Origin of the sequence: Pseudoalteromonas sp. BDTF-M6, assembly GCF_018334135.1 — a bacterium.
Lineage (GTDB): Bacteria > Pseudomonadota > Gammaproteobacteria > Enterobacterales > Alteromonadaceae > Pseudoalteromonas.
The window spans coordinates 293261-307576 of the sequence record NZ_JAGXTQ010000003.1 but is presented as its reverse complement, the minus strand read 5'-3'; the positions used below and the strand labels follow the sequence as shown (position 1 = coordinate 307576).

At 50.6% G+C, this 14316-nt stretch carries 16 protein-coding genes; 9 read left to right on the top strand and 7 right to left on the bottom strand.

Annotation, left to right across the window (positions count from 1 at the left end; genetic code table 11):
- Positions 1 to 7: 7 nt before the first annotated feature.
- Positions 8 to 199: a DUF2897 family protein gene (locus tag KD147_RS08590; RefSeq protein ID WP_105189119.1), complete on the bottom strand. Its 192-nt coding sequence runs from the start codon at positions 197 to 199 to the stop codon at positions 8 to 10.
- Between the two features lie 105 nt (positions 200 to 304).
- Here KD147_RS08590 and KD147_RS08585 point away from each other — a divergent pair, with 105 nt between their 5' ends.
- Positions 305 to 1642 (top strand): ankyrin repeat domain-containing protein, encoded by a 1338-nt coding sequence (locus KD147_RS08585; protein WP_105189118.1) that lies wholly within the window; start codon positions 305 to 307, stop codon positions 1640 to 1642.
- Positions 1643 to 1927: 285 nt separating this feature from the next.
- Here KD147_RS08585 and KD147_RS08580 read toward each other — a convergent pair whose 3' ends face one another.
- From KD147_RS08580 to bepA, 4 genes are all read right to left on the bottom strand, one after another.
- The gene (locus KD147_RS08580) at positions 1928 to 2380 is read right to left on the bottom strand and encodes a DUF2069 domain-containing protein (RefSeq protein WP_105189117.1); all 453 of its coding nucleotides are present in this window, start codon (positions 2378 to 2380) and stop codon (positions 1928 to 1930) included.
- Positions 2373 to 2924 carry an NAD(P)H:quinone oxidoreductase gene (gene wrbA / locus KD147_RS08575; RefSeq protein WP_105189116.1) on the bottom strand — a complete coding sequence of 184 codons (552 nt, stop codon included), beginning with the start codon at positions 2922 to 2924 and terminating at the stop codon, positions 2373 to 2375. Before wrbA ends, KD147_RS08580 begins: the two co-directional genes overlap by 8 nt.
- Positions 2924 to 3271 carry an arsenate reductase (glutaredoxin) gene (gene arsC / locus KD147_RS08570; RefSeq protein WP_105189333.1) on the bottom strand — a complete coding sequence of 116 codons (348 nt, stop codon included), beginning with the start codon at positions 3269 to 3271 and terminating at the stop codon, positions 2924 to 2926. The genes wrbA and arsC overlap by 1 nt, the downstream gene beginning before the upstream one ends.
- Before the next feature lie 125 nt (positions 3272 to 3396).
- Positions 3397 to 4842 carry a beta-barrel assembly-enhancing protease gene (bepA, locus tag KD147_RS08565; protein ID WP_212547533.1) on the bottom strand — a complete coding sequence of 482 codons (1446 nt, stop codon included), beginning with the start codon at positions 4840 to 4842 and terminating at the stop codon, positions 3397 to 3399.
- A 406-nt stretch (positions 4843 to 5248) separates the two neighbouring features.
- On the opposite strand from bepA, the gene KD147_RS08560 reads away from it, so the two are divergent.
- The 7 genes from KD147_RS08560 (at position 5249) to KD147_RS08530 (ending at position 12244) form a co-directional block, all read left to right on the top strand.
- Entirely contained in the window at positions 5249 to 5482 is a 234-nt protein-coding gene (locus KD147_RS08560) for a hypothetical protein (protein WP_212547532.1), read from the top strand.
- The gene (locus tag KD147_RS08555) at positions 5475 to 6560 is read left to right on the top strand and encodes an AI-2E family transporter (RefSeq protein ID WP_105189113.1); all 1086 of its coding nucleotides are present in this window, start codon (positions 5475 to 5477) and stop codon (positions 6558 to 6560) included. The genes KD147_RS08560 and KD147_RS08555 overlap by 8 nt, the downstream gene beginning before the upstream one ends.
- 130 nt (positions 6561 to 6690) lie before the next feature.
- Entirely contained in the window at positions 6691 to 8934 is a 2244-nt protein-coding gene (locus KD147_RS08550) for an aminotransferase class V-fold PLP-dependent enzyme (protein ID WP_212547531.1), read from the top strand.
- Between the two features lie 31 nt (positions 8935 to 8965).
- Complete coding sequence (locus KD147_RS08545) at positions 8966 to 9460, top strand: GNAT family N-acetyltransferase (protein WP_105189112.1); 495 nt, start codon at positions 8966 to 8968, stop codon at positions 9458 to 9460.
- Between the two features lie 291 nt (positions 9461 to 9751).
- On the top strand, positions 9752 to 11101 hold the full coding sequence (locus KD147_RS08540; protein WP_105189111.1) for a DNA-3-methyladenine glycosylase 2 family protein: 1350 nt from the start codon (positions 9752 to 9754) through the stop codon (positions 11099 to 11101).
- A complete protein-coding gene (locus tag KD147_RS08535; RefSeq protein WP_105189110.1) occupies positions 11098 to 11580 on the top strand; it encodes a methylated-DNA--[protein]-cysteine S-methyltransferase in 483 nt (160 codons plus the stop codon). Before KD147_RS08540 ends, KD147_RS08535 begins: the two co-directional genes overlap by 4 nt.
- A gap of 76 nt (positions 11581 to 11656) precedes the next feature.
- On the top strand, positions 11657 to 12244 hold the full coding sequence (locus KD147_RS08530) for a thymidine kinase (protein ID WP_105189109.1): 588 nt from the start codon (positions 11657 to 11659) through the stop codon (positions 12242 to 12244).
- A 25-nt stretch (positions 12245 to 12269) separates the two neighbouring features.
- Here the strand turns inward: KD147_RS08530 and rlmF are convergent, their stop codons facing one another.
- Complete coding sequence (gene rlmF, locus KD147_RS08525) at positions 12270 to 13175, bottom strand: 23S rRNA (adenine(1618)-N(6))-methyltransferase RlmF (RefSeq protein ID WP_105254539.1); 906 nt, start codon at positions 13173 to 13175, stop codon at positions 12270 to 12272.
- Positions 13176 to 13442: 267 nt separating this feature from the next.
- Here rlmF and KD147_RS08520 point away from each other — a divergent pair, with 267 nt between their 5' ends.
- Positions 13443 to 13706: a hypothetical protein gene (locus KD147_RS08520; RefSeq protein ID WP_212547530.1), complete on the top strand. Its 264-nt coding sequence runs from the start codon at positions 13443 to 13445 to the stop codon at positions 13704 to 13706.
- Positions 13707 to 13827: 121 nt separating this feature from the next.
- On the opposite strand, the gene KD147_RS08515 is transcribed toward KD147_RS08520, so the two are convergent.
- Positions 13828 to 14223: a hypothetical protein gene (locus KD147_RS08515; protein WP_105189104.1), complete on the bottom strand. Its 396-nt coding sequence runs from the start codon at positions 14221 to 14223 to the stop codon at positions 13828 to 13830.
- Between the last annotated feature and the right edge of the window lie 93 nt (positions 14224 to 14316).

Below are 14316 nucleotides of genomic sequence, written 5' to 3'. Positions count from 1 at the left end.
CAAGACCCTAGGACTCTTTGTCGTCTGTCTCTGAGTCTTGCTTTTGGGCCTTTTCGGCAAGGCTGCGTTTGGCCTTTTCGATCGGGTCCTGATTGAACTTTTTAAGGTCCATTTTCGCCGAATATTTTAACAGTGCGATATTGCTCCAGATCACCGCCAATACCAAGACGATGATCAGGATTACATGCCAGGTTTGCATTGCAGTGTCCGCTATATTAAGTGCAGGGTAAGGGAGTGCCCTTTATAACTGACAACCTAGTTGCGATGCAACATCTAGAACGATTTAGTGGAGTCTTCATAGGCAATGGAAAAGGTACTAATTTGGCCGGAACAATATCCGTTATTACTCAAAGGACTCATTGAGCAGAACGGCGCCTTTATACTCGATGCTTTGGAAGCATGGCCAGCTTGTAGTACAAAAATCGAGGAAGAGGTCAGCACAACCACGTTGCCACCTCTGTATTATTTAATCTGGCTGCAGCCGCGCGACCCTTTTGAAGAGTGTACCTTCCAGCATATCAGCGATTTTGATGAGCAGGCACTGCGCTACATTCACGCGGCCAAAGACTACTTCCTTAACAACGATTACACCGCCGAGCAAATCAGTGAGATGCTGTTGGAGCGTCTTGCCCAGTACGCGAATATCAATGCGCAAATTCAGGTGGAATCGCCGCTATCACTGGCCAAGTTGCTGTTTGAACATCGCTATTTTTCTTTACTGGCGCAGTTGTTGGAGCGCGATGTAAAACTCAGTAGCGCCGATATCCTGCTGTTATGGCAGGAAGTGGACTTTCGCCCTAAGCTGGAGCCTTTCCTACCAGACTGTGCTGCCGATCTGCCAGATTTGTTGGAAGCGGCAAAAACCGAGTTGATCCAGGGGCATGACTTTTTCACCCTGTTGCAATGCATTTCCAATGAGGAAAACCTGCAGCACCTTTTAGAGCAAGCACTGTTGGCCCATTTGCAAAGTGAGCATGCTAAACAGAGCCTTGCTATGCGTTTTATAGAGCAGGGCGCCCGGGGCAGCGAACATAACGAGCAAGGGCAAACGGCGCTGATGTTGGCCGCCGAAAAAGGCTTTGTGAGTGTCATTGAAGCGCTGTTAAATCAGGCGTCACTCGATGCCAAGGATCATCAGGGCAACAATGCCTTGCACTATGCCGTGGGTGCCGATAACGGCAATTGTTTAACCGTGTTGCTGCGTGCCGGCGCTAATTTCCATGCCAAAAACAACGCTGGGCTGAGCTGTTATCGCTACGCCGTGGAACAAAACCGTAAGGCTCTGGTGCGGCTGATGGAACGCGAGTTTGGTATCAAGGAATTATCGCCTCAGGGTCAGTATATGCGTATCGCCAAGGTGCATAGCTTGCATGCGCTGGTCATGTTGCTGCTGCCGCTGCAACTGTTTTTCTTTTTCGATGACGGTATCGAGTATAAGAGCGAGCTGACCATGGTCTTTACCATGCTCTCGGTGGTGGCGATATTCTTTGCCATTAGCCTTAAACGGTGCGCCTTGTATCCGCACTTGCGTCACCCATTTGGGCTTGGCATTTTGCGCGTGGGGTCTGTGTTGTCTTTATTGGCACAATTGGCGCTGTTAAGCGTGGTCGGGCTGGCATTTTTAAGCCAGTTAGGCAGTTAACTGAGCGCCTGAAGTTCCATCTCAATAAATAAAAAACGCCGAGTTGATAAATCGGCGTTTTTTATTGCTTGGATAGTATACCAATTCACTTAAATAGCTAATCATTCTAGGGGGTTAAATATCATGCTTACGGCGTTGGAATTTTTCTATGTACGCCTACATGGATATAGTCGGTAGCGCGGCGCAGGCGCCAAAGCCGATAATAACTACATCAGGAAAATTCCGTCTTGTTATCGCATCATTTATCCAGCGCTCTATCTGATCACCTACTGAACAGAATGGGTATTATTTCTTATCCTGGTTTTGGCGGTGATATTCCTGTGCCGCCTTTTCATTGGCTAAATCGTCTTTCAATTTACCCACCTTTAAACCCAACTCCTGACCGCGATGGCGGGCGTAGTAGGTGCAGCCGATAAACATACAGCTGGCAAAGAGCAGCTCCAGTACCACCCACACTCGCTCGTCCGGGCTCACCCACAACAGGGTAAAGCCATGAATAAAGTAAATCATGACGATAAAGTTGGCCCAGGCATAGGTGTAAGGCTTATCTTGAATGATGCCTTTAAGGGGCAACAGCAAGGGCACTATGTACAGGCCAAAGGTGAAGGCGAAGCTGTAATCGCTGCGTGGTGAAAATACGAATAGCCACAGGGGCATTAACAGCAACAGGCCGATATAACCGACCAGTGCGAGACGCTGATAGCGCTTAGTCAGCGGCTTTTTTGCGATATTAGTCATTGAGTTTTCTCGCTAAATTAGCCAAACGCCGACCAAGGGCTTGGCAAATTTGTTTTTCATCGTTACTGAGCTGGGAATTATTATCCAGACCGGCAACATGGCTAGCACCATAGGGAGCACCGCCTGTGGTAGTGGCGTTCAGGGCGGGCACATCATAGGGAACGCCGACCAACAACATGCCGTGGTGCAGTAATGGGATGCTCAGGTGCAGCAGGGTTGTTTCGTTGCCGCCGTGCATGCTGCTGGACGAGGTAAAGACGCAGGCGGGCTTGTCGATCAATTGACCCTTAAGCCAAAGATCGCTGCTTTGCTCCCAAAATGACTTGGCCTGCGAGGCCATCATGCCAAAGCGCGTCGGCGTACCGAATGCCAGGGCTGCACAGTCGATGAGCTCCTGCTTATTTACCTGAGGGTGGTCACCGTCATCGCCGATACAGCGCAGCCAGACATCACTGCCCTGTGCTTCTATGCTGTCGGCGATTTCCTCGGCCAGCGCCTGAACACTGCCACTGCGGGAGTGATAGAGCACCAAAATCGGTGCCATTAAATGATCTCCAGGGCATTTTCCGGCGGTCTGCCAAGCACCGCTTTGTCACCGTTTACCACGATAGGGCGCTCGATCAGTTTTGGGTTGGCGTGCATGGCATTAAGCAGTGCCTGCTCGTCCTGTTCGTTTTGTAAATCAAGCTCTTTATAGATGTCTTCCTTGGTGCGCATCAGTTCGCGGGCCGAGCTAAAACCAAGCTTGGTAAGCAACTCGCTTAGGGTCGCAACGCTCGGTGTGTCTTCTAGGTATTTTACGATGGTGACCGGCGTGCCTTTGTCTTCGATAAGAGCCAGGGTTTGGCGCGACTTTGAGCAACGCGGATTATGGTAGATAACGACAGACATAAGAATTCCTTCAATACAGATAATAGCGTTAGTGTAAAAGATAGTGGCGTATAAGGGTAGGGGGTTGCCGCCGGTGGTGCGCTTTTTAGCCAACCCGGGGAGCTTCCCAGGCTGGCTGTGTATGGTTATAAGCTTGAAAGCTCTTTTTGCATGGCGCGATATTGGCTTAACAGGGCTTTTAAGCGTTTTTGTTTAAGGATTTCGTTGGGTTCTATATGGTTGAGTGCCTTCTGCACCTCGTCGGCGGCCTTCATATAAGCGCCGTACTGGGCCAGTAAGTCGGCGTTGGCTTCATGATATGCGGCTCTGTTTTCCTGATGCTTGTAGGTGTCGGTCAGCAATTGCTTGGCGAGGATATGGTCGGGTTTTTCCAAGGCAAAGCTGCGTAGCAGCTCTTCGGCGAGCTTATATTGTTTGGCCTCAATGGCTGCATGGGCAAAGTTTAGGGTAATAACCTGATTATTAGGGCGTAACTGATGGAAAGGGCGCAGGTGCTCTACGGCCTTTTCCGGCTCGCCTTTGCCGACGTAGTAATCGGTTAGCGAGTCGAGATAGAATAGGTTGTCGGGGGCTTTTTGTAATAGTTCATCAAGCAGGGATTTTGCTTCAGCAAACTTTTTTTGATCGATCAAGGTTAAGGCCAAACCATAGCGTAGCGCCGAGGTGTCACCAAAACTGTGCTCTTTAAGCTGCTTACGAAACTGAGCTTCGGCATGGGTGCTGGAGCCATTGAACCGGGCGATCACCCGGCTTTTGGCTAGATGAAAGAGCAGGTTGTCTGCGTAAGGTCGATCTTGATATTGCTGTGCGCGCAGGCGTACATCGCTCACCCGGCTTTGTGGCAGCGGGTGTGTAAGTAAGAAGATTGGCGGCTTTTGCTTATAGCGAATTTGCGCCGACAGCTTGGTTAGAAATTCCCCGGAGGCTTTAGGGTCAAACCCGGCATCGTAGAGGGTGCGCATGCCAATGCGATCCGCCTCTTGCTCGGCGCCGCGGCTATGAGTGAGCTGATTTAGAGCGCCTTGCGTTTGCGTGCCGGAGATAATTGCCAGACCGGCATCGGGAGATACCATGGTGGCCAACACACCGGCTATCAAACCGGCGATGGTCATGCCCGAGTTGTCCTGTTGTTGCTGCAGTCGGCGGGCCAGGTGGCGTTGGGTCACGTGGGCTATTTCGTGCCCTAATACCGAGGCGAGTTGACTCTCGTTATCGGCCTGGGCGATAAGGCCGGTATGCACGCCAACATGGCCACCATAGAAGGCGAAGGCATTGATGTCCGGGTTATTGACCCAAAAGAAAGAGAAGGGAAAACGGATATCGTCGGCATGGGAGACCAATTGATTGCCCAGACCGCGCAGGTATTCGTCGAGCACCGGGTCGTTAATCACCGGCGAGTTACCACGAATTTGCATCATCATCACGTCACCTATGACGCGTTCCTTTTCAATGGGCAGAGCCTTTAATGCAGAGGTGCCTAAGTCGGGCAACTCAAAGGTGTTTTGCGCCCGGGCTCCAGTTAGGCTGGTGGCCAATACCAAGGCGCATAACAGCAGACATCTAAATAACATATGATTCCTTGCGGTCTTAATCTTTATTTTGCAGCAGGCACGTGGGCAATCTGATGCTTTATGGTGGCTTTATCACTAGGTCTCGCTATCTGTTCTTAGAGTGTGAGACCCCAGCCATACGACGAACGTTCACTTTCAAGGGCAATAAAGCCAAGTTAGTATGCACTGGCTAAAGTACATGGAAGGTGAACGTACGCACAAGGCTGTGTCTGTTCGCCTTGGTGTATTTCGACCATGCTAGGCTTAGGATAAACGAATGCGAGAAGGCTTTTAAGTCTTTTTACGGTATTATGGCTTACGCGCCAAGGGCATAGAGACCATCAGTGGGTGAGCGAATGATTCGTTTAGACTTCAGGCGCAGGGTGTTCTAACAAGATATCTATAATGAGACATACGGTTAGGGGATATGAAACAATCGGACTTAAGGTGTTATAGCTGCCCCGAGCTGTTTATTCGTTTTAAACTGGCGTTACGGGCGGCGCAACGCGAGCAGCAAAAGATTGCCTTCGTGTTGAAGGGCAATGACAAACAAGGCGTCCGTGATATTAAGCGTTATTTAATCAAGCAAAAGTTAGCATTCGTTGTCACAACAACGGCAGAACAATTAATAATAACCGTGGAGAGAGAAACTCGTGTTTGAATTTGTGCGTGCGTGGTACCAAAGAAAATTTTCTGATCCTCACTCGGTGACCCTGCTTTTACTCTTGCTCAGCACGTTTGCTGTGCTCTATTTCTTCGGTGCTTTGTTGATGCCGGTGTTGGTCGCCGTGGTGATCGCCTATTTACTGGATTGGCCCGTGACTCGTTTGCAGCGCGTGGGTCTGTCGCGCACCATAGCCACCATAGTGGTGGTCAGTTTGTTCTGCTCCTTGGTGATTGGCACCCTGTTCGGCTTTGGCCCAATTCTATGGCAGCAAACCAGTAACTTATTGCAAGAAGCGCCCACCATGCTGGAACAGGGAAAACATTACCTAATGCATTTGCCTGTCGACTATCCAACCTTGATCACCCCAGAGCAGGTTCGCACCTTAGTGGCCAGTGTTGAGAGTAAGGCGGTGGAATTTGGTCAGGTGCTGGTGTCGGTGTCGCTGACTTCGCTCAAAGACGTGGTGGCTTGGTTGATTTATCTGGTGCTGGTACCGCTGCTGGTGTTCTTTATGCTCAAGGATAAAGCCCAATTAGTGCACAGTGTGAGCGCCTTGTTGCCAGCGCAGCGTCGCTTAATCCAGCAGGTGTGGTTGGAAATGAATCAACAGATTATGAATTATATACGCGGCAAGGTGTTTGAAATCCTGATCGTCGGTGGGGTGTCCTTCGTAGTCTTCACCATCTTCGATTTGCGCTATGCCGCCCTGTTGGGGGTGTTGGTCGGGTTGTCCGTATTGATCCCCTTTATTGGCGCAGCCTTGGTGACCATTCCAGTGGCCGCCGTGGCCTTATTCCAATTCGGTTTGGGCAGTGAGTTTTGGTCGGTGCTGGTGGCCTACGGCATTATTCAGGCGCTCGATGGTAATGTCTTGGTGCCGCTGCTGTTTTCCGAGGCGGTCGATTTAAACCCGGTGTTTATTATCATGGCAGTGCTGTTCTTTGGTGGCTTATGGGGCTTTTGGGGCGTATTCTTTGCTATACCCCTGGCATCTTTGGTGCGCGCCTTAGCTAATGCCTGGTCGTCGACTTTGGAAGACGCCAACAATAAAGCCACACCGGCCCAGGAGTAGTGCCCCGCTTGCTCGGTCTTTAGATGAAAAACTGATAAAAGCCAGCGTGATGCAAACAAATCGGTATTAATAGCGCATGGGCACTTGTGTACAATGGTTATAAGTTATAGCTAATTGGAATATGGTGCCCATGACCCAGCGTTTTTTCACCCAGACTAGCCAGGATATCGTTTATCTCGATGCCAATGCGACCACTCCCGTGTTGCCGCGCATTGCTGATGTTGTCTCTCACACCATGCAGGTGTGTTTTGGTAATCCGTCTAGCTCGCATATTACTGGGGTGCAGGCCAAGTATCTGCTGGAGCAAACACGTGCCAAGGCGCGTAAGGTCATAGGTGCCGAGCAAGGTGATATTCTCTTTACCTCCGGTGCCACCGAGGGTATCCAAACTGCCGTGGTCTCAACGCTTTTAGCCAATCGTCATAAGGCCACCGAGCACAGCGTGTTATTGTATGGTGCCACCGAGCATAAGGCGGTGCCCAACACCCTCAAACATTGGAACGAGGTGCTGGGTTTGGGAGCCAAGGTACTAGCCATTCCCGTGGATGAAGCCGGTTTGCTGGACCTGGACTTTATCGCCCAACACGTGGGCAAGGCGCTGATGATCTGTACCATGGCGGTAAACAACGAAACCGGTGTGTATCAGGACTTGGCTAAGCTCGAGCAGGTGATCCGTGCCAATAACGATCATGTCAGCTGGATGGTGGACTGTGTGCAAGCCCTGGGTAAGCAGGATTTGGCCCTAAGTGAGACCAGCATAGATTATGCGCCGTTTTCCGGTCATAAACTTTATGCACCTAAGGGCATCGGCTTCCTCTACATTCGTGAAAATAGTCCATACACTCCCTTTATCGCCGGTGGCGGCCAGGAAAGTGGCATGCGCTCGGGGACCGAGAATCTGCCTGGAATCGCCGGCCTTTATGAGCTGTTCGATTTGTTGCTCGATAAATCGCAAGAGGTGTTTAAGCCGGTTGCCACCTTGCACCAGTATCGCCAACAACTGATCCAAGCCCTGGAGAAAACGTTCGGCGATATCAGCTTTAATGCGCCGCTTGAAGGCTCTGTGCCCACTACCTTGAATTTTTGTGTTAACAGCCTGACCTCTAAAGAGGTAATGGACCTGTTTGACGCCGCTGGTATTCGCGTGAGTGGCGGCTCCGCCTGTAGTTCGGGTGCGTCGCGCAGCTTTGTGCTAGACGCCATGAATGCCAGTGATTGGCAAAGTGAGAACGCTATTCGTATGTCCTTCGGCCCCGCCGCCACAGAGCAAGAAATTGCACTGGCGTGTGAGCGTATTCGAGCCCTTAAACCCGTGCTCGCCAATAACTGTTTAATCGTTTCCGATGCCGCCCAGCCAGAGCATGAAGTCTGCGCCCTGGGTTTGACGCAACTGCGTCATCAGGGCAGTTGCTGTTGGCTGTATGTGGGTATTAACAATGAGGCGGTGATTATCGATCCGATTGTGGAGTTGGTGCCGCGGATCGCACGTTTGGTTACTCAGCAACAACTGCATGTGAAGGCCGTGTTGGAAACCCACAAACATCAGGATAAAGACTCGGCCCGTACCCTGTTATCAGAGCGCCTGGGCTTGGCCCAAGTGCAAGATCCATTGGGTTGGCCGCAAGGCGACGCAATAACCCTGGGCAAGCAGCGCTTGACGCGTGTCGCCACCCCGGGCCACAGTGCCGATAGCCATAGCTACTTGTTGTATCAAGAGGATAAAGTAAGCGCCTGTTTCTGCGGTGATCTCTTTATCTTTAGCGGCTTAGGCAGCACGCAGTTTGCCGATGCCGACGCAGAGCAGATGGTCGACTCAATTCACGCGCTGGCGACCAAATTGAACGCGGATACCGTGTTGTGTCCTGCCCATGACTATGAGCAGTGCTTTGCTCTGAGCTGGCAGGCTCAGATCCAGGCAACGCCTTTGCTGCAGCAGTTATTGCAAGAGCAGATCAGCAAGGCGCAGTTTGCCGAACAAAAACGTGCTCTGGACCAGGAGCTGAGCAATGAAAGCGGTGCCCTGTGTGGCTTTAGTCATCAGCCTAAGCACGCCAGCCCGCAGCAGCTCAATAGTGCCGAGGTACAACAGATGCTTGCCAGTGAGGAATTCGAAGCCGTGATGTTGGATGTGCGTGAACCCTATGAGCATGGCGCCAAAGACATACGTTCGTTATTCAGTGTCCATGACGATCAACTGCTAAACGTGCCACTAAGCCGTATGGCCAATGCTTTGTTTGCCCATCAGCTGGCGCCGGATACCCGTTATATCCTGGTCTGTCGTACCGGAAACCGCTCGGCTCAGGCGATAAAGAATTTACAATCTTTGGGTTACAAGCATGTCTACAACTTGCAAGGCGGTTTGGCGCTAGTATGATGGTGGCTTAATTCATAGCCCAGGAACCACCATGAGCCAAGTATTTATCCGCGATGCGGTGATCAATGATGTGCCCTTGATCTATCAGTTTATCAAGGCGTTAGCTGTGTATGAGCGCGAGCCCGATGCCGTTGCCGCCACTGAGCACGATATAGAGCGCACCCTGTTTGATGAAGGGGCGACCGCCCACAGCGTTATTTGCTTTGAAAGTGACGCCCCCGACGCTGAAGCCATTGGCTTTGCGGTGTATTTTTATAATTACTCCACCTGGCTTGGCCGCAATGGTTTATATCTTGAAGACTTGTTTGTTAGTGAAGACAAGCGTGGTCGCGGTGCCGGTAAGGCACTGATGAAATATTTAGCGCAGCGCGCCATCAGCAAAAACTGTGGCCGTTTTGAATGGGTGGTACTTGACTGGAACCAGCCTGCCATCGATTTCTACCAGAGCATAGGTGCCGAGGCTCAGGCACAGTGGCAAATCTATCGCCTAAGTGGCGATAAACTGCTGCAATTTGCCGAGCAATAATCTGCCCTTTTATGAGCGCGCTATACCAATTCTGTTAAGTATGTGATCAGATATAGCGCTGGATAAATGATGTGATGGCAAGGCGGAATTTTTATTATGTAGTTATTCTACATAGAAAAGTTCCAACGCAGTTAGCATGAAATTTAGCCCGCTAGAATGATTAGCTATTTAAGTGAATTGGTATCAAAGCGCGCTTTTTACATTTTTACCATTGAGTGCAAAATCCGGCTAGTGCCGCGCCACCAATAGGGTAAGCTAAGCACATTAATCACCCTTGCTGGATCCTCGTTTATGTTCACCGCCGATATCTGTCAAAAAGCCCGCTTAAGCCGTGACAAGCGCTTTGATGGCTTATTTTATGTAGCGGTGCGCAGCACGGGCATTTATTGTCGACCTATCTGTCCGGCGCCACCGGCCAAAGAGCACAATGTCGAGTATTTTGAGCATGCCCATTTAGCGGCGCAGGCCGGTTTCCGCCCGTGCTTGCGTTGTCGCCCCGATGCCAGTCCTGGCAGTTACCCCTGGCTGGGTGCTCAAACCACGGCGCTCAGGGCCAAGCGCTTAATTGACCAGGGTCATTGGTCCGCTGGAGGTGCCGAGGCATTGAGCACCCGTTTGGGGGTGTCATCCAGCTATCTTAGTCAGTTATTTAAAAAGCATTACGGTATAGCCCCGGGTCAATATGCGCTGTTTAGCCAATGTCAGTTTGCGAAACAACTCTTGCAGCAAACTCAATTGCCTATCACAGAGATAGCGTTTGCCGCCGGTTTTAATAGCGTGCGCCGTTTTAACGATGCGTTTAAGAAGTTGATGCAGCTGACCCCCAGTGCCATTCGTAACAAAACACAACCGGACGCCGGTCATATCAGCCTGTTTTTGAGTTTTCGTCCACCTTATGACTGGCAGGCCATGCAGGCATTTTTACACAAGCGTTTGGTGCCCCCCATGGAGTGGATAACTGCCACCAGTTATGGTCGCACCTTCACCTATCAGGGTGGGAAGGGTGAGTTTACCGCTCATTATCAGGCTAAAAAGCAGGGCTTTAGGGTGGAGATCAGCATGGATAACTGGCATTGCCTGCAAGGGGTGGTTGCCAATATTCGCCGGGTCTTGGATCTGGATGCCGATACGCAGGTGATCAACTCTCAGTTAGAAACTGCGGTGGGTGAGCAGTTCCAGCTTGCTTCGGGGCTACGCCTGCCGGGCATTTGGGATCCGTTCGAGGCTGGCATACGTGCGGTGCTGGGTCAGCAGGTGAGTGTCAGTGCGGCGCGCACGCTCACTTCTACCTTGGTTAAGGAGCTGGGTGAGCAGGGACGTTATTTCCCCAAGGCGGCACAAATGGCGGCAAGCGAATTGGCGTTCTTTAAGATGCCCGGGCGACGTAAACAGGCGCTGCGGGATTTAAGCACGTATATTGCTGAGCACGGCAGTGATGATCTGGACGCCTGGCTGGCGATCAAGGGCATAGGTCCGTGGACGGTCAATTATGCAAAAATGCGCGGTTGCAGCGACCCGGATATTTATCTCGGCGGCGATCTCGGCGTGCAAAAGGCGCTTGCGGGCTTCGCCGGCATAGATATCGAACGTGCGGCGCCGTTTCGCTCTTATCTTACCTTTCAACTATGGCAACAATTATGAGCTTATATCAAGAATGTATCGACACGCCCCTGGGCGAGTTGGTGATCCAGGCCACTGACACAGGCCTATGCTATGTGGGCTTTGATCTTGAGCACAAGACCGATACCAGTGCGGGTGCAACTGCCAATAGCATCACGGCGCAGGCTGCAAGCCAATTGCAGGAATACTTTCGAGGCGCGCGAGCACAGTTTGAGCTTCCCCTGGATATTAAGGGTACCGAGTTTCAGCACCAGATTTGGCAGGCCTTAGGCAGTATCGCCTATGGTCAAACCGGCAGTTATGGAGATATTGCGCGCTTGGTGGGCAACCCCAAGGCGGTGCGTGCCGTCGGTGCGGCCAATGGCCGTAATCCCATTAGCATTATTGTGCCTTGTCATCGGGTAATAGGCGCCAATGGTACCTTGACCGGGTATGCCGGTGGGCTGGAGCGCAAGCGCTGGCTGCTGGCTTTAGAGCAAACTCACTGTAGCAAGGAATAACCCCTAAAGAGTTTGCCTTGGCCTTGAACGGGGGCTTAGTGTAAGCTTGGCGCGCGAAATTTTTAGAAGAATAACCATGGCTCAACTGTATTTTTACTATTCGGCAATGAATGCCGGTAAGTCCACCACCTTATTGCAATCGGCGTTTAACTATCGTGAGCGAGGCATGCGCCCCATGATCATGACCGCTGCCATCGACGATCGCGCCGGGGTAGGCAAGGTCGCCTCTCGTATCGGCTTGCAAGCCGATGCCTTTGTTTTCGATGGCACCAGTAATGTCTACGATTTGATTTCCTCGCAACATCAGGAAGAGCCCCTGCATTGCGTGCTGGTGGATGAGAGCCAGTTTTTATCCAAGGAGCAGGTGTGGCAATTGACCGAGGTGGTCGATCGGCTAAAAATTCCGGTGCTGTGTTATGGTTTACGCAGTGACTTTTTGGGTGAGCTGTTTGTTGGCTCCCAGTATTTGTTGGCCTGGGCCGATAAGCTGGTGGAGCTAAAAACCGTATGCCATTGCGGGCGCAAGGCTAATCATGTACTGCGTTATGACCACAATGGTGATGTCGTGGCCAGTGGCGATCAGGTACAGATAGGCGGTAATGAGCGCTATGTATCCGTGTGCCGTAAACACTATAAAGAAGCGCTCAATCAAGATTCAGTCTAAGGCTTAGCCAAGGCATAGCCCGGGTTTAGCCCAACAGTCTTTCCAGCTGCGCCCGGCGCTCGGGCGCATCCATAAAGGTCCAGGCAATAAAGCGGCTGCTTTTTTGCCCCTGCGCCATGGCCACCACCTCAATTTGCTCGGCCCCCAGTTTCCGTAATGTGCTCTTCAATGGGCGCTCATTTTCCTTTTTCGATACCAGGCTGGTAAACCAGATCACCTGCTCGGCAAAGTGTTGGCTCTCCAACGCCATATTGCGGATAAAGGCCAACTCACCGCCTTGGCACCATAACTCATTGGCGCGGCCACCAAAGTTCAAGGCATCGCTCTGCTGCCCCTTTAAGTTACGCCATTTGCGTTGCGATCCGGCCTGGGCACTCTGTTCACTGTCATGAAACGGCGGGTTGCACAGAGTGGCGACTAAGGTGTCCTGCGCCTTGATAATGCCGGCGAAGTACTGAGTCGGCTGCTTTTGCTGTATCACCTTGATTGGCAAGGCATTGAGCTGAGCCAGCTGTTTTGCCAACTTAACCGACTGCACATCTATATCGCTGGCTAAAAACTGCCAATTAAACAGCTTGTTACCTAGGATGGGGTAGATCAGTGAGGCTCCCGTGCCGACATCCATCACCCGCACCTTTGGCTGCTTTAGGCTGTGCTCAGTATCCTGGCTTATCAAATCATAAAGATGGTGCAAATAGTCGGCGCGCCCGGGCACAGGCGGGCACAAAAAGCCCTCGGGCAAATCCCAAATGGCTACATCGTAATGATGTTTAAGCAAGGCCTGGTTTAAGGTTTTCAGTGCCTTGGCATCGCTAAAGTCGATACTGGCTTGCCCATCCGGGCGCTTAACTACATAGGCTTGTAGATTTGGCAAGCTGCTGCACAGGGCGTCGAAGTCGTAGCCGTTACGGTGGCGGTTTTGTGGATGCAAGGGCGGGATCTCTATCACGTGAATATGGGCATAGTATAAGGGATCGGCCCGCCGGAATGTAGCGCCCAATTAAGCTGGCGCATGGACAAGCCATATAGGCCGTGTGCCGACCTTATTTACAGCTTAGAGAATACATGTAAATATGTTGGTTATTAATTAGTTAACTTGCCATTGTCGTGGCGGCTAAATATTTTTAAGTAGCATAAAGCCGTTAGCTATCGGGTTAAATGTTTTCAACCAGAAACAACATCAATACTAGGGAAAATTATGACTGATAATAGGGAAGCACAACGCAGTGAAATCAATAAGAAAATGCTTCAGGCCCAGCTAATAGGCGCGCCGGGATCGATTTTATTCGGTTTGGGTTTGTATGGCGTCTTTGCCGTCAATGGCGATGCGTTTATCTCGTTTCTAAATGAAATAGAAAACAGCTATGCCTTACTAGGCCTAGGCGGTGCGCTAATGGTGTGGCAGTTTGTTACCGTGATGAAGCTGACGCTAAAGAAGGCAAAATTAGGGTTACAGGATTAATTGAGCTGGTTTGACATTAATGGCTGCTTGTTTTTGAACTTGGGCCATTATGCCAACGCAGTCATCTTGACATAAGCTAGCCTTCAGTACCGTGTGCAAATACTGAAGGCTAAAAGGGAGATTAGTTACACTCGCCTTTGGCGCGATCTTTTTCGTCACACTCTTTAAGCATGTCTTCTTTTTTATCTTTAGCCTTGTCCTTAGCTTTCTTTTCCTTGTCTTTCATTTTGTGCTTTTTATCTTTTTTGTGCTCGTGGGCTTTGTCTTCAGCCATTTCGTGCTTTTCTTCAGCCATTTCTTTTTTGGCTTCGGCTTTTTCTTTAGCCATTTCACGCTTCTCTTGGGCGTGCTCTTGAGCGTTTTTGTGCTTAAGTTCAGCGTGCTCATTCATTTCTTTAACTTGTGCTTTTTGCTCTTTTACTTCTTTTTCTTTTTTATCTTGAGCACTGGCTTCAACGCTAACACCTAGAGAAACGGCTAGCATTAAGGCAACACTTAGTGGACGTAATGAGTTCATAATTTTTACTCTTGAGTTGTTAATTTCGTGTAAATCATATCACAGTAGCCTAAACCCAAACTGAACGAGAAATTCATTGGAATTTTAATAACT

Bases quoted from the DNA above. Each gene is read 5' to 3' on its own strand.
- KD147_RS08580 (WP_105189117.1), bottom strand. From the start codon at position 2,380: ATGACTAATATCGCAAAAAAGCCGCTGACTAAGCGCTATCAGCGTCTC.
- wrbA (WP_105189116.1), bottom strand. From the start codon at position 2,924: ATGGCACCGATTTTGGTGCTCTATCACTCCCGCAGTGGCAGTGTTCAG.
- KD147_RS08530 (WP_105189109.1), top strand. From the start codon at position 11,657: ATGGCTCAACTGTATTTTTACTATTCGGCAATGAATGCCGGTAAGTCC.
- KD147_RS08590 (WP_105189119.1), bottom strand. From the start codon at position 199: ATGCAAACCTGGCATGTAATCCTGATCATCGTCTTGGTATTGGCGGTG.
- KD147_RS08540 (WP_105189111.1), top strand. From the start codon at position 9,752: ATGTTCACCGCCGATATCTGTCAAAAAGCCCGCTTAAGCCGTGACAAG.
- KD147_RS08520 (WP_212547530.1), top strand. From the start codon at position 13,443: ATGACTGATAATAGGGAAGCACAACGCAGTGAAATCAATAAGAAAATG.
- KD147_RS08560 (WP_212547532.1), top strand. From the start codon at position 5,249: ATGAAACAATCGGACTTAAGGTGTTATAGCTGCCCCGAGCTGTTTATT.
- bepA (WP_212547533.1), bottom strand. From the start codon at position 4,842: ATGTTATTTAGATGTCTGCTGTTATGCGCCTTGGTATTGGCCACCAGC.
- KD147_RS08515 (WP_105189104.1), bottom strand. From the start codon at position 14,223: ATGAACTCATTACGTCCACTAAGTGTTGCCTTAATGCTAGCCGTTTCT.
- KD147_RS08545 (WP_105189112.1), top strand. From the start codon at position 8,966: ATGAGCCAAGTATTTATCCGCGATGCGGTGATCAATGATGTGCCCTTG.
- KD147_RS08535 (WP_105189110.1), top strand. From the start codon at position 11,098: ATGAGCTTATATCAAGAATGTATCGACACGCCCCTGGGCGAGTTGGTG.
- arsC (WP_105189333.1), bottom strand. From the start codon at position 3,271: ATGTCTGTCGTTATCTACCATAATCCGCGTTGCTCAAAGTCGCGCCAA.
- KD147_RS08550 (WP_212547531.1), top strand. From the start codon at position 6,691: ATGACCCAGCGTTTTTTCACCCAGACTAGCCAGGATATCGTTTATCTC.
- KD147_RS08585 (WP_105189118.1), top strand. From the start codon at position 305: ATGGAAAAGGTACTAATTTGGCCGGAACAATATCCGTTATTACTCAAA.